Annotated in this window: 9 protein-coding genes; 7 read left to right on the top strand and 2 right to left on the bottom strand. The window is 61.7% G+C overall.

What is annotated here, in order from left to right:
• Positions 1-107: 107 nt before the first annotated feature.
• From P9L99_11030 to P9L99_11005, 6 genes are all read left to right on the top strand, one after another.
• Positions 108-3323, top strand: coding sequence for a hypothetical protein (locus tag P9L99_11030; GenBank protein ID MDP8223884.1), 3216 nt, complete (start codon positions 108-110; stop codon positions 3321-3323).
• Positions 3324-3399: 76 nt separating this feature from the next.
• The gene (locus P9L99_11025) at positions 3400-4653 is read left to right on the top strand and encodes a hypothetical protein (GenBank protein MDP8223883.1); all 1254 of its coding nucleotides are present in this window, start codon (positions 3400-3402) and stop codon (positions 4651-4653) included.
• Positions 4654-4794: 141 nt separating this feature from the next.
• Positions 4795-5697 carry an alpha/beta fold hydrolase gene (locus P9L99_11020; protein ID MDP8223882.1) on the top strand — a complete coding sequence of 301 codons (903 nt, stop codon included), beginning with the start codon at positions 4795-4797 and terminating at the stop codon, positions 5695-5697.
• A 142-nt stretch (positions 5698-5839) separates the two neighbouring features.
• Positions 5840-6661 (top strand): hypothetical protein, encoded by an 822-nt coding sequence (locus P9L99_11015; protein MDP8223881.1) that lies wholly within the window; start codon positions 5840-5842, stop codon positions 6659-6661.
• A gap of 25 nt (positions 6662-6686) precedes the next feature.
• Positions 6687-8108, top strand: coding sequence for a putative metal-binding motif-containing protein (locus tag P9L99_11010; protein ID MDP8223880.1), 1422 nt, complete (start codon positions 6687-6689; stop codon positions 8106-8108).
• A 24-nt stretch (positions 8109-8132) separates the two neighbouring features.
• Entirely contained in the window at positions 8133-9884 is a 1752-nt protein-coding gene (locus P9L99_11005; GenBank protein MDP8223879.1) for a PKD domain-containing protein, read from the top strand.
• Between the two features lie 12 nt (positions 9885-9896).
• Here the strand turns inward: P9L99_11005 and P9L99_11000 are convergent, their stop codons facing one another.
• Positions 9897-10910 carry a Gfo/Idh/MocA family oxidoreductase gene (locus P9L99_11000; GenBank protein ID MDP8223878.1) on the bottom strand — a complete coding sequence of 338 codons (1014 nt, stop codon included), beginning with the start codon at positions 10908-10910 and terminating at the stop codon, positions 9897-9899.
• Between the two features lie 93 nt (positions 10911-11003).
• Here P9L99_11000 and P9L99_10995 point away from each other — a divergent pair, with 93 nt between their 5' ends.
• The gene (locus tag P9L99_10995; protein ID MDP8223877.1) at positions 11004-12881 is read left to right on the top strand and encodes a hypothetical protein; all 1878 of its coding nucleotides are present in this window, start codon (positions 11004-11006) and stop codon (positions 12879-12881) included.
• On the opposite strand, the gene P9L99_10990 is transcribed toward P9L99_10995, so the two are convergent.
• A complete protein-coding gene (locus P9L99_10990) occupies positions 12872-14728 on the bottom strand; it encodes a hypothetical protein (GenBank protein MDP8223876.1) in 1857 nt (618 codons plus the stop codon). The genes P9L99_10995 and P9L99_10990 overlap by 10 nt on opposite strands.
• Positions 14729-14771 lie beyond the last annotated feature (43 nt).

Genomic DNA, 14771 nt, shown 5'->3' with positions numbered 1-14771 from the left:
GCGAGATGAAGAATTTGATCGCGGCCGGCCGGTCGTGTGGATGGAGCACGGGGTACATTCCAAACAGCGAATGTAGCAGGATTTGATCGGGCAAACGGAGGCTATCCATGGCTAAGTATTCAGAAGAAGAGTATCAGTTTGCGCAGGAAATATTCGCCCAGGAACTTCAAATGAGCGTCGGCCAACCCGAGTCTCTGGACCCGTTTCTCGATCAACTGAGCTCCACGTTATCCACCGCGAATAATGCGGAACTGAGCCTCGCCGGCGTTCTGCAAGAGGCTGCCGGAACGGCCAATTCCCTCAAGGTCGCCCGTACGGCCGACGGTGGTTTTTTCGTTCATGGCATTCAATTCAAGGATGAAACCATTGAGTTCAAGGCCGAAGTCGACGACACCCTCGGCGGCGTATCACTGACCGACGGCCATATCTCCCAAGGCAAGGAAGCCGACACGAACCTCGGTGCCGACGCGCACGGTGAGGTTAGCCTCGGGGGAGTGAGTTACCGCGGCATGTATATCGGGCAGGACGGCAGCATCACCGAAGCGGAGGCATATTACGAAGCGCCCAGCGTTAAGGCGGGAGCCAACGTCGAAGTCGATTTGGCCGACCCGGTAAACTCCGGGAAAATGGAGATATACGCGAAAGCCAGCGCGGGCAAAATCGGCACGAGAATCACTCACGCCACAGACATTGACGAAAACGGAAACCAGGTTAGTGGCACGGTCGATGGTAGTGTTGAAGTTGCCGCCGAGGCGAAAGTCAAATTAGGGGCTGACGGCCCGGAAGTTGTCGGCAAGGCCGGAATTATCCCCGATGTCGAAGTTGAAACTGAAACCAAACACTACGATACGACGCAGGAAGGCCGCCAGAAAACGGGCGAGTACCTGCAGGATCATCAGCAAGCCGACAACATCGATATGCCGAAACCGGCCGACGAAATGCAAGGAGCGACGCTCGATCAAGACGGCATAAAGGCGCAAATATTAGAGGGTATGGCGCAAGACGCCATGGACCACCCGCAGAAGGATTCCGAGCCGGCGGCCGCCGATAAGACCGAGGGGCCCAAGTTGCCACCCTTACCCGCCGATGCCGTTCAAAGCCAATATCCCCAATACTCGGATGTACCGAAACCCGACGAACAGGATCACGGCGGCAGCGAAGCTCCCGACACCAGCGCCGATCTTCACGCCCAATCGGAGCAGATGGACGACGTTCTCACCGACATGAAGGGCAAGCAGGAAGTAGCGGGGGAAATCGTCAGCGACGTCGAGCAAAAAGCAGCCGATGTTCATGCGGGCGTGGACGACGGCCGGGTGCAGGCCGACGAGATGGACGGCATCAAGGACGACATCGATGCCGGGGTGGCCGATGCGCAGGCGGGCGTGGACGACGGCCGGGTGCAGGCCGGCGAGATGGACGGCATCAAAGGCGACATCGAAGCCGGGGTGGGCGATGCGCAGGCGGGCGTGGACGACGGCCGGGTGCAGGCCGACGAGATGGACGGCATCAAAGGCGACATCGAAGCTGGGGTGGGCGATGCGCAGGCGGGCGTGGACGACGGCCGGTCGCAGGCGGACGAGATGGACGGCATCAAGGGCGACATCGATGCCGGGGTGGCCGATGCGCAGGCGGGCGTGGACGACGGCCGGTCGCAGGCGGACGAGATGGACGGCATCAAAGGCGACATCGATGCCGGGGTGGCCGATGTGCAGGCGGGCGTGGACGACGGCCGGGTGCAGGTCGACGAGATGGACGGCATCAAAGGCGACATCGAAGCCGGGTTGGATGAGATTCAGACGGGCGTCGACGACGGACAGTCGATGCGCGACGAGATGGACGGCATGCGTGACGAGACCGGCGATGCACGTGACGAAATCGCCGACCGGCTGGACGAATCACAAGACGACCGCGACGATATCGCCGACCGGGCGGATGAATCGCAAGACGATCGCGACGAAATCGCCGACCGGCTGGACGAATCACAAGACGACCGCGACGATATCGCCGACCGGCTGGACGAATCACAAGACGACCGTGACGAGGTCGCCGACCGGCTGGACGAATCGCAAGACGATCGCGACGAGGTCGCCGACCGGTTGGATGAATCGCAAGACGATCGCGACGAGATTGGCGACCGATTGGATGAATCGCAAGACGATCGGGACGAGATTGCCGACCAACTCGACGAATCGCAGGACGATCGCGGCGATATCGGCGACCTCAAAGACGAGTCTCGGGACGACCGGGAAGAAACCGGCGATCTAAAAGAGGAAACCCGCGGCGATCGGGAAGAAACCGGCGACCTAAAGGAGGAAGCCCGCGGCGACCGGGAAGAAACCGGCGATCTAAAAGAGGAAACCCGCGAGGACCGCACCGAAACCGGCGACTTGAAAGAGGAAACCCGCGAGGACCGCACCGAAACCGGCGACTTGAAAGGGGAAACCCGCGAGGACCGCTCCGAAACCGGCGACTTGAAGGAGGAAACCCGCGACGACCGCTCGGAAACGGGCGACCTCAAAGACGAGACTCGCGATGACCGGGGCGAAGCCGCCGATCTCAAAGACGAAACTCGCGATGACCGGGGCGAAGCCGCCGATCTCAAAGACGAGACTCGCGATGACCGGGGCGAAGCCGCCGATCTCAAAGACGAAACTCGCGAGGACCGGATCGAAACCGGCGATCTAAAAGATGAAACCAGGGATGACCGCACAGAAACGGGTGACCTCAAAGACGAAACCCGCGGTGATCGTGAGGAAACCGGCGATCTAAAGGATGAGTCCAAAGAAGACCGCGAACAAACCGACCAACTCAAAGACGAAACCAAAGAAGATCGGGAAGAGACCGGCGAACTCAAGGAGGAAGCCGAAAAAGACCGCGAGCAAACCCAAGAGGAACGCGATCAAGCCGAGGAGGCGCGCGAGCAAGCCGAACGGGAGAAGGATCAGGCTGAAGAGGCCAGGCAACAGGCCGAGCAGGAATTGGCCGACGCGGAATCCGCGCGCGGCCAAGCCGAAGCCGAACTCGAAGCGGCCCGCGCCGCGCGCACCGAAGCCGAAGCAGAAGCGCAAATGGCCCAACAAGCCGCCTCCGACGCTTCCGATGCCTTGGCCGACGCCGCGTCATCGCGCGCCGACGCCGAATCGGAAGCTTCGGCCGCCGAAGCCGCCGCCGCGGAAGCTGAAGCCGCCGCCGCCGCCGCGCAGGCCGCCGCCGAAGCCGCGTGTGCCGCTGCCGCCCGCGCCCAGGCATGCGCCGCCGCCGCTGCCGCGGCTGGTTCCGGCGGTTCGGATTCGGGCGACTCCGGTTCAGATCCCGATTTCTAGGCGATTATGCCTGTCACGGTCGTTGTTTGCGGAAAGCGAGCAGGGTCGACATGATACGCAAGAGGGATAAGCAACCATGATTCGAACGCACGATCCCATCTCCGAATTCATCCTGATGACCAAGTACGCCAACGAGCCGCTGTGGTCGGATGAGCGGCGACAGGCGTTCGGGCTGCTCTACGGCCGAGCCTTGGAGATGCGCCGCGAGGAAAGCCCCGATTGGCTCGCTCTGTACCGCGAAGCCATTGAACTGGTTCACGGCGCGATGGACGAGCTGGAAAATGAATCGGCCCGCCTTGCGACCGAAGTTTCCAGTCTAACCGGCGCGCAACTGCAGGAATCCCGCGCTCAGTCGCGCGACGTCGATGTTCTGCTCCGGCAGATGAAAAGCGAAATCGACAAATCCATCAACTATTGGAGCGGGAATCGCGGCCGTCTGGCCAAACAAGAAGAGCAAATTATCAACGCCTTTGCCGGCGCTTTCGACGAATTCACGCTGGAGGAAATACGCCGCGGCGGCGTGACGGAGTTGACGCTGCCTGCGGAATTGAAGGACCGCATTCAGCAGTACTTCGACGAGATAATGGCGCATTGGCAATCGCAGGTTCGGGAAGACTTGCCGCGCTTCGTACCCGGTGAGTCGCCCGCGTTGATGCGTAAAATCGACCGGCTGGCCAACCAAAACGAGGCTACCGCGTTTGATTTCGAACTCGTCACCACGTTGCCGAGCAAACCACAATTGCAGTTGGATACACTGCGCACCGAAATCAAGGCCCCCAAGATGCTCGGGCAGGTGTTCCGCTCAGTCCGCCAGGCGATGATCGGCATCAGCATCATCGTCGGCCCCTATGTTGCCGCCGGCAGTTATTTCGCTCTTTCGGGAACCAGTATGACGTTGCCGCGGAAGCTGCTGATGGCCGGACTACTACCTGTCATCGTATTCTTCGTCATTCTTTGGGCCAGAAGTCAGAAACAAGAAGCCATCAAAAAAATGACCGATGCCGAACACGCACGGCTAAAAAACGATCTGCGCCGCCACATCGGCACGCTGCTGTCGAGTTTCCGTGGCCATCTGGAACGGCTCGTGCTGACTTATTTCATGGATGAATCACGCCGCTTCGCGCACTGGGGAGATGACATCCAAAAGCAGGTCCGCCGCAAGACGACTGCCGAGGCGGCACAGATCCAAGCGGAGACCAAAGCGCGACAAATGGAATTGAATCAGAAGCTGAACCGCGTGCGGTCGGTGGGCAGCTTGATGAGCCAGCGGGTCGCGCCGGCTTTGGAATTGCGCGCCCAGGAATTGGAACACGAACAAACGACCAGATAACGAAAACCCACCATTGTCCGCGAATTTTGGCTTCATGATATAAAGCCCGTGTAACCAGCACGTTTATATGAAAAACATGGGCCACGCCTGGGCGAGCCGAAGGAAGTCGTGGCACGAAACGCGAAAAGGTGGGGTCGGGCCGTGAGGAAAAGCCGCAAAATCGCTCTTGGCGTCGTCTTCGCGTTGGTCGCTGTGTTGAGTGTCGTGGCCGCCACGGCCGCCTACATGCTTTTGCACCGCGTGGAAGGAAGCTACTTTGTTTCAGACGGCATCCGCCTGCATTACACGGAAGAAGGCGAGGGCCCGCCGGTAATCCTCTTGCACGGCTTCGCAGTCAACGCAGATCTCAATTGGCGGTTGTCCGGTATTTCGCCTCGGCTCGCCAAGGAATTTCACGTGGTTGCCTTGGACTTACGCGGTCACGGCCTGAGCGACAAACCCCGCACCGCCGCCGCCTATGGAATGCAATTAGTCGAAGACGTACTGCGCCTGATGGATTTATTGGATATCGAGCGAGCCCACGTGGTTGGTTATTCTTTGGGCGGTTTTGTCGCGTTGAAGCTGGCTACCACCCATCCCGAGCGTCTGCTTTCGGTCGCGGTGTTGGGCGCTGGCTGGGAGAATCCCGAGGCCAGCCACTTCTTGGGGGAACTGGACCGATTTGCCGCGGCTCTCCAGTCCGGAAAGGCGGTGGGGCCGATCGCCCAGGCCTTCGGCGAAGACCGCCGGCCGAGCTTGGTCCATCGAACCTGGGTGAAACTGATGACCGGCTACCTGGCCGATAAAGACGCGATGGTGGCGTTGATCGGCAGTTTGACGGAGCTGGCCGTAAGCGAAGCGCACTTGCGGAGCATCCAAGTGCCCATATGCGGCATCGTCGGGGGAGAAGACATCCTGCGCCCCGGCGCCGAAGCGATGGTTGGGCGGGTACCCAAATATGATTTGACGGTTATCGCCGGCGCCGACCACGTCCGTGCCCCAACCCGGCCGGAGTTTCAGGAAACCCTGGTCGCATTTTTGCGTCGAAACAAACCCCAAAAATAGCGCTCGTCACCCAAGGCAACCGGCCGCCAACTTTTTTCCTTGTGTTGACATTCGTTCGCGGTTGTCCTTCAATGAGAAAATATAGACATCTAGGTTCAGCCGAAAAAAGGACGTTTGCATTGCTCTTGGGGAGGGTTTCGCTATGCAAAGGCTTCGTTATTTCCTGTTAACCGCGGTTTTGGTTTCCTTTCTATTCGCGTTTGCGATCGTCGGAGCTTGCGGCGACGACGATGACGACGACAACGATGTCGACGCCGACGACGACGCCACCGACGATGACGCCACCGACGACGATGCCACCGACGATGACGCCACCGACGACGACACGGCCGCCGACGATGACACCGGCGGCGATGACGACACCGGCGGCGACGACGATACCGGCGGCGACGACGATACCGGCGGCGACGATGACACCGGCGGCGACGATGATGACGACGATGACGACGATACCCCCACCAACCAACAACAGGTTCTGGATAACGGCGATTTCGAGACCGGCGAAATCGCACCCTGGGTCGGCGACTGGGAAGGTGGCATCGTGTACGGACGCGACGACATAATCCCGCACGGCGGCGACTTTGCCTGCTGGCTGGGCGGCCGCAAAGATATCACCGAATGGATTGGCCAACTTTTCCCGACACCCGCCGGTCTGATGGCCGCGCGCCTCGCGTTTTGGAACAAGCCTTTCAGCGTGGGATCGCCCACCGACGGCGGCCTTACCGTGCGCCTGAAAGATTCGCTTAACACGCAGACGTTGGCGGTGTTGTACGAACAACCGTTCGAAGACTACGTGTTCATGAGTAGCTTTGAATACATCGTCATCGATCTGACGCCGGAGCAAATCGACGCCATCGCGGGACAGCAAATCGTTCTGCACTTCGAAATGAGATCGTATGGCGGCAACTGGATGTCCAACCTAAATAACGTTGTCGACGACGTCGAATTCACATTGGGCTGGTAAACAGCACCGCAAAGGAGCTGGGACGATGAAACGATCAAAATTCGGTCTCTGGCTTGTCGTGATACTCGCGCTTTTCGCGCTGATCGGCTGTTCCGATGGCGGCGATGACGACGACAACGACGCGGCCGCCGATGACGACGCCGCAGCCGGCGATGATGACGCCGCCGACGACGACACCGCGTCCGACGACGACGACACGGCGGGCGACGACGACACCGCGTGTCCCGATGCCGACAGCGACGGATTTACCGACGAAGCGTGCGGCGGCGAGGACTGTGACGACGGCAACGATGCGATCTATCCGGGCGCGGAGGAAATCTGCGGCGACGGCATCGACCAAGACTGCGATACCGTGGCGGACGACGGCTGCGACATTTGGCACATCGATACGATTCTCGACGAATTCCCGGCCGGTGCTAACTCGCGCTTCTATTCGCTGGCCTACGACGCCGATGGTGCACCGTTGGTCGCGTTCTACAAGCCGATGGAGCAAAACCTGTCCTTCGCCACGCGGCAGGGGCCGGGCAAAGCATGGCAGCAAACCATAATCGACGGCGCTGGTGATCCGGGGCGTTACGCGAACATCAACGTGGCCGCCGACGGACGTATCGGCATCGCCTACTATGCCAAGACCGATGGCGACATTCGCGCTGCCTTCAAGGAACCCGGCGGCAGTTGGACCACGATGACGATCGACGATCAGGGCGACGTGGGCATGTACGCCAAGATGCTCTTCAACAAAAACGACGAGGCGGAAATCTATTGCTATAAGAAGAACGCGTATTACCTCAGCCACTACAGTGAAGACAACGGCTGGTACCTCGACAAGGTCTTTGATTCCGGGGGCGCCGGCGGTTTCGGTTACGCCTTCGACACCAAGATGAACACCCTCGGCTTCCCGGTTTTCGCCTGGCCCGATTGGGATTCCGAACCGCCCACCGGCAAGGATATGGGCTACGACGCGATGTACATCGGCTGGTACCATCCCTTCTACGGCTGGAATTACAATCAGCTCTACTGGGGTAACGAGCTTGAGTTGCAGAAGGAATTCGTCGCGGTCACCTGGACGATCGACGAGATGTTGAAGGGCTTTTTCATCACCGAGGGCGTGCCGATACTCATGGTCGCCGAATGGGGCGGCAGCTATTGGGGCTACTACGATCTGCCCGATTTCAACGTCGCGCCCGCCGGCCCGGTTACCGCCGACACTGCTTCGGACGGGACGATTTGGATCGGCTATACGAACGCGCTGACCGGCTCTCCGCGGGTGGCGTGGGAAACCAACAATATCTTGTGGCGTTTCGAGGATGTCTTCGAAGGCGATCAGTTCGGCGGCAACGTGTACCTGAAAGTTGCGCCGAACGATATGCCGACCATGTTGTTCTTCGATCACACCCAGGGCGCGCTGCGCTACGCTCGGTTGGAACGTATTCCTGAAGTCGACTGACTGAAGGGAAGAAAGGAATTAGCAATGAAAGGGTACACCTTTGTTCTGGCCATCCTCGTCGTGCTGCTGGCCGCGGCGCCGGCCGTGGCGGAATACGGATCCTGGACGGTGAAGCACACCGAAGCCGAATACAACCAGGCGTTGATCAGCGTATCGGCGCCCGATGCCGACACGGCTTTTATGGTCGGCGGCTGGACGAATCACCTCGACACGTACAAGTTCATCTTCCGCACCACCGACGGCGGCGCGACCATGGAATCGATCTACGAGGTCGTGTTGAATATGACGCCGGAAACCATGTGCGAAATGATTCGTATCACCGAAGCGCGCACTTGGGTGACAATGCTTACGCCTGAGTTCGGTTTATTCGGCGGCTCGGGCATCAATCCCGATTGCCCCGGTCAATTCAAGCCCGATCCCATCTCGCAAATGGCCTGCATGATTGCGTGCTCCGCCACCTTGCAGCCGAATATTTGGTACACCGACGACGGCGGCGAGACCTTCCAAATGGCCGACACGCCGCCCGACGACGGTTTCGGCACGGTGCAGCACATCTTTATGCTCGACGAGACCCAGGGCTTCGCGGGCGGATTGGACAGCTACTTCATCAAGACCACGGACGGCGGTTACACGTGGGAAACCATGCCGCCGCTCTACGCTGGCGAGATGTATATCAACTACATTCATTTCCTCAACGAGAACGAGGGCTGGCTGGCGATCGGCCAGTGGCAGGAAGATGAACCCGAAAAGCGTGAGGCGCTGGAAGGCGAGGCGTTGATCAACTGGCAGATGCACCGCATGCGCATGGGCGTGGACTCGCTGTATCGACGCGAACAACTGACCAAGGGCGAGGATAAGCCTTTTATCAGCGGCGCGGTGCTGCATACCACCGACGGCGGCATGACCTGGGAGATCCTTAAACAAAGCTCCAGCGAAGGCTACGGCCACGTGTTTTTCATCGACTCGCAAAAGGGCTTTATCGTGGGGAGCGAGGCCCATTCCGGCGTGGTTTACTCCAAATTCTACGTCACCGAAGACGGCGGCGAGTCCTGGCAGCAGTACTTGCAGAACTTCCCGGCCGAGATCCCCGGCATCTACAACGGATGGGCGCCCGAGGGCATCAGTTTCATCAACCCCGGTTTCGGCTTTATGTGGGGATACGGCGCGAAAATCATGACCTACGTCCCGGTTCTGTTCTACACCTTCGACGGCGGCGCCCAGTGGCACCTTGAAGAATCCATGCTGCCCCAAAACGCCGGGCAGTTCGCTTTCGATTGGGTCGATAACACGTCGGCCTACACCGTGGGCCTGCACCTGAATTTGCTCAAGTATGAAGGCACGAACGCCGCGCCGACCGCCAACGCGGGCGACGATGTCACCGTGGAAGTCGGGCAGGCAGGCTCGCTGGACGGCTCCGCCAGCACCGACCCCGATGGCGATTGGCTCTTCTACCAATGGACGCAAACCGACGGCGTGGACCTGCCGCTGGATTCTTCCACCGCCGAAAAACCGGCGTTTGTGGGTGAGTTGGTCGGCACGGCCACGTTCTCGCTCATGGTCAACGACGGCATGTACGACGGCGGACCCGACGAAGTCACCGTCAACATCGTGCCCGCCACCGATGACGACACGGTCGACGACGACACCACCGCCGATGACGACACCACCGCCGACGATGATACGAGCGACGACGACACCACCGATACCGACGACGACGATGGCGGCGGCCCGGCCGGCGGCGACGATGACGATGACGAAGGATCGTGCGGCTGCTGAGAGGAGCGCGTTCTAGGCGGCGTGAGTCGTGCCGCGCAGTCGCTCCATGATGGTTTGAATCACCTGTGTAACTTCCAGCGCCTCGCGACCGTTGGTCAGCGGGGCGTTGCCTGTTCGCAGGCAGGATAGAAAATGCTGCACCTCGTGAGCGAGCGGCTCGATGGGCGTTTGGTCGCCATGTACGGCCGTGAAGGGCGCGCCGAGCCCGCGCACCATCATTTCCAGTTGATCGATCGGGTAATCCAGCTCGCGTCCCGGCGTAGGATTTCGGTACAACTTGATGGCTGTCGCCGAATGCGTTTCGTCGTACACGAGCAGCCCCTGCGTGCCGATGACGACGATCCGCCGCGTCTTTACCGGGTCCAGCCACGACATGTATAGGTCGGCCCGTACGCCACCCACGGTCAAGCGAACCTGCGCCTGATCCTCGAAATCCTCGTGCTCGATGCGCTGCGCCGTCACGCTTTCCACACGCGGGGTGTGGCCGAACCAGTGCCGCAAAATGCTCACGTCGTGCGGGGCGAGCATCCAAATGATGTTGCTGTTTTTCTCGCGGAGGTTCAGGTTCGTGCGCCGCGAGTACACCCGCGTGATTTCCCCCAACCAGCCCGCGTCGATTACGTCCAGAATGCGGTCGATCATCGGGTTGAAGCGGTACACCAACCCGACCATCAATTGCCGCCGCGCCCGCACCGCCGCGTCGACGACCTCCGCTGCCTCTTCCACGCTTAGCGCCAGGGGCTTCTCGACGAACAGGTGCTTGCCCGCCTCCAGCGCCCGCAGCGCCGTGTCGTGGTGCAACACCGGCGGCAGGGCGAGCATCACGGCATCGGTGTCGGCATCGGCCAGAACTTCGTCGATGGACGTGGTCATGCGCAGCGTCGGGTAGTGTTCCCGCAGGTGGTCCAGGCGCGTCTGATTGCGGTCGCAGATGAAGCTCACGCAATCGGGGTCCACCGCGTATAGGTTGCGAATGAGATTTGGGCCCCAATAGCCGGCGCCGATCACCGCCACTCGCGCTCGCATGACAAGCTTCATGATCCGAATGTTAATCGACGCGCTCCGGACCGGCAAGGCGTACAAATTGAAGCGCGGCGCGATCTCTGTCACAATCCGTCCATGGCCTCCCTCAATCAGAACGACTCACGCCCCGCCGGGCTTGGCTCCTGGGTATGCACCGGCGCCGTGGGCATCGCCGGGCTGCTCGTGCTCGGCGGCATGCTCACCGGCCGCGGCTCCGGGCTGACCGAGCCCTTGGCGTCGTTGTTCTATTTCCTGCTCGAAGCGCTTTTCTATTTCGTGGAATCCAGCACCACGATTCTCCTCATCGCCGGCCTCTGCCTCGCTGCGGCGATTACTCTGCACGCCGTGCGCCGACCACTCGCCAGCGCCGCCCGACCGCTTCGCGTCGCAGTGGAGATCCTCTGGGCGGTGCTTTTCGTGCTTGCGCTGATTGGGCAGGTCTACGTCATTGCCTTCGCGGCGCTCAACCAGGGATGGCTTTTTGTGCTCCTCCTGGTTGTGGGCTTCGGCGCGGCGGCGCTCGCCAAGCGCTTCGGCCTCGCGAAAGCGAATCCCCCTGCGCCCGAACCGCCGTTCGCCTACCTATTCCTGTTCTTGGCGATTTACCTCTTTGTCGGCATGGTCGCCGGACACCTGGCCACACCGTGGGTGCATGCGACCGCGTCGGTCATGGCGGCGCTGTCGGTCGGCAGCCCCACGGCTTACCGGACGGTGATGCTCCTGCTGACGATCGGGCTTTGGGCGCTCTGGCTGCCGTGGCTGCCGGGCGATTTGGCGCGACGCCGACTTTTGTTCGTGCCCGCCTTGGCCGCGCTGGTCTTCGCGTGGTTACCGACCTTCCTCGCCGTTCCGGCCATCGCCGTCGCAACGGCGGTGTCCTTGGGCATGACGTGGCACGCCGCCGGATTGCCGTGGCCCCTGCCGCTGCGCCCCGCACCGCGACGCTTATTCTCCAGCCTCCTGCTGATCGCCCTGCTGGCGACCGTGACCCTCGTGGCGCACTACGGCATGCGCGTGTGGCGCTGTCACGAACCGGATCACCCCGCCGTGCGGCGGCTGTCCCCGGCGTCCGGCGTTTTCGACTTGGCCCTCGGCGCCGATGGCGAATTCTTATTGGCCGCCTTGCGTGAACCGCGGCGTGTGCTTGGCGTGGCGGTGGCGACCGGCGAGTCGCGCACGTTGCTCGACACGGCCGACACGGGCGGGGCGCGGCGGTTGTTTTCGTGGATCGAGCCCGAAACCTTGCTGCCTCTGGAGGGCGGCGAGCGCTTTTTGTTGCTGCTGGCCGTGTCCGACGACGAAGCGGAAAACCGCATCGCCGTCCTCGACCAAAGCGGCCGCGTGACCGGCTACGTCGACTCCGTGCCGCACACCGGGATCTCGGATTTTGTCACCGACGGCCGAGGGCGGGTGTACGTCTCCACCGAATTCGAAGATCGGATATTCGTGCTCGACGAAGAAACGCTTGCGGCTCAGGAGCGCTTTCAATGGCCGGGGGCGGAGACCAACCGCATCCTTGTCGCGCCGGAAATCGACCGCATGTACTCGCTCGGCTTATGGACCGATCCCTATTTGCGCGCCCGCGACCTGTCGTCACAAACGGAAATCGGCGCGCTGCGCATCGGCACCCGCAGTTGGGATATGGCCTATGACGCAAAAACCCGCCGCCTGTTCGTGCCGCACCTGCCCACCGGCCGCGTGTGGGTGGTCGACGCTCTCTCGCTTGCCGTGTTGGATACCTGGCGAGTCGGCTTCGGCGCGCGTCCGATTGCCATCGACGAGTCGCGCCGCTTGGTTGTAGTCGGCAACATGTACGATGGCCGCTTGAGCGTCTTTCGCATCGACGACGGCGAGCGCGTTCTCGAAACGCACCTGGGCGGGTATATGAAATCCGTGCACGTCGATGCGGCGCGGGGCAAGGCGTACACCGGCTGCGCCTGCGGCATCTACGAGATCGACTTAAATCAACTCTGAGCGCGTCTGCGGCTCATCACCATCCACGCCGCGGCGCACGCCACCAGCGAAATCAGCGACACGACCAACCACAGGAAGAAGAAAGGCGGGCGGTAGCGCAGGCGCACGTCGTATTCGCCGGCCTCGGTGAGATCCAGCGACATGAGCCCGTCACGGTCGAGAATTTCCCCGCGGTCGCAACGCCAACCCGGCAAGTGGTTCAGGTTGATCGTGAGGCGACCGGGTTCGGCCACGGCCACGCTAGCCGTGACGGAGTTCGCACCGACGTGGAAATTGCCGACGCGGTTGACCGGGCTGTCGAACCACGCCTCGCCGCGATAATCCGGATCGGTCGTGACAGCGCCGTTTTGCGGATCGATCAGCATTCGCGGTCGCGCGCTTTCGGGCAGGTACAAATCCGCGTACCAATCGATCGTTCCCACGCCGCGCCGCAGGTTGAAGTATTCCATCAGCTCCGGCCGGCGCACGAGTTCGCGGTAGGTGATCCCGTCGGCGGCGGGCAGGGGATCGTTCGTGGCCCGCACCTGGTAGAACGACTCGGCGGCTTCGACGACGCGCGGTGGTTCGGCCAGCCGCGTAGTCAACAGCGACGCATGCCACACCGCGAAGGGCAGCAGCGAGGCAAACAGCGCCGGAATGACCCACCGTCGCGCGCGGCGTCCTGCGAAGCGTTCGGCCAACGTGTCGATGGCCGCCCCGGCGGCCAAGAGCGCGGTCAATACCAGGAAGTAGTTAGCGTACTTGTAGAATTGCGAAATCGCCCGCAGCGGGGGCCACGGCCAGATCAAGACGCGGTATAGGTCCAGCGGCGAATGCGGCCCGAAACAGAGCACGAGAAACACGCCGCCCGCCGCCAAATACGGCCACAATCGACGGCGTCCCCACCACGCGCCCAGGAAAAACAGCCCCAACACCGCCCAAGGCAAACCCAGCCACGAGTATTCCGCCACCGCCGGTTGCCCGCCGCGGTATGCGACGCGACGCGGGGCCGCCAGGGCGGCGCTTTTGGCGAAGTGTCCGAGGTTTTCGTAAAAGGCGTCTTCGGTTTTAAGCTGGTCGTACTCGTAGTCCGCCTTGTCGCCGTGGGCGTAGTGCGCCTGCCGCGTGAGTTGAACAAGGCCGCCGAATTTCACGGCCCCGACGCCGCCCGCGACCACCGCCACGATCGCCAGCGCGAGCCACGGGCGCCACGCGAGGCGCTTCCCATCGTCGCGACGTTGCCAACTCACCGCCACGGTGAGCAGAAGCAGAAACAGTGCGGCGGTGAGCAGTCCCGACCCGGCCACGCAGCCGAATATCGCCAGCGCGACCCCGGCCGGCAGCGCGAAACGGCGGTCGTCGAGGGCGCGATGCCACAGCGCCAGCACCCCGGGAATCAAATGGAACATGGCCAGGTTGTAAAACCCGACGAGCATCATCGACGGGAACCAGCCCGCCGCCAGGTAGGCTGCGGCGGCAAACGTCGCTCCCGGTCGACCGAGGCGCGGCCCGGTGCGCGCGAGCCCGTACATGCCCAGCACGCCGCACAGCAGCAGCACCAGCAGATTGATCTTGACGCCGATCACCTCGCCGAACAGTAGAACCGGTGCGGCAAAGGGCGTCAGCGAATCGTCCGAAGGGTGTTGGATGGTCGGATAACCGCCGCCCACGAAGGGGCACCAAAGCGGGAACGCGCCGTATTCGTGTACGCTTTGATGCAGCCAAGCGCGGAAAAACAGCACGCTGAGCCAGTCGTTGTCGCGGTAGTCGTCGCCGCTGCGTATACCCTGCGGGTGCACGAACAACGCGATCCCATACAGCAGCGTGGCCACCACCAGCCAAAGCACGATCCGTTTGCGGAATTGCATGGGCGGATTGTGATACAAAGGAAACGCCTTTACAAGAAAGAGA

The organism is Candidatus Lernaella stagnicola (assembly GCA_030765525.1).
In the GTDB taxonomy this organism is placed as follows: Bacteria; Lernaellota; Lernaellaia; order Lernaellales; family Lernaellaceae; genus Lernaella; species Lernaella stagnicola.
The sequence above is the reverse complement of the archived record's forward strand: the minus strand, read 5'-3'. Positions and strand labels throughout refer to the sequence as shown.

What these genes read in the sequence shown, in the direction of transcription:
- P9L99_11005 (MDP8223879.1), top strand. Translation starts at nt 8,133, where the DNA reads ATGAAAGGGTACACCTTTGTTCTGGCCATCCTCGTCGTGCTGCTGGCC.
- P9L99_11025 (MDP8223883.1), top strand. Translation starts at nt 3,400, where the DNA reads ATGATTCGAACGCACGATCCCATCTCCGAATTCATCCTGATGACCAAG.
- P9L99_11010 (MDP8223880.1), top strand. Translation starts at nt 6,687, where the DNA reads ATGAAACGATCAAAATTCGGTCTCTGGCTTGTCGTGATACTCGCGCTT.
- P9L99_11000 (MDP8223878.1), bottom strand. Translation starts at nt 10,910, where the DNA reads ATGCGAGCGCGAGTGGCGGTGATCGGCGCCGGCTATTGGGGCCCAAAT.
- P9L99_11030 (MDP8223884.1), top strand. Translation starts at nt 108, where the DNA reads ATGGCTAAGTATTCAGAAGAAGAGTATCAGTTTGCGCAGGAAATATTC.
- P9L99_11015 (MDP8223881.1), top strand. Translation starts at nt 5,840, where the DNA reads ATGCAAAGGCTTCGTTATTTCCTGTTAACCGCGGTTTTGGTTTCCTTT.
- P9L99_10995 (MDP8223877.1), top strand. Translation starts at nt 11,004, where the DNA reads ATGGCCTCCCTCAATCAGAACGACTCACGCCCCGCCGGGCTTGGCTCC.
- P9L99_10990 (MDP8223876.1), bottom strand. Translation starts at nt 14,728, where the DNA reads ATGCAATTCCGCAAACGGATCGTGCTTTGGCTGGTGGTGGCCACGCTG.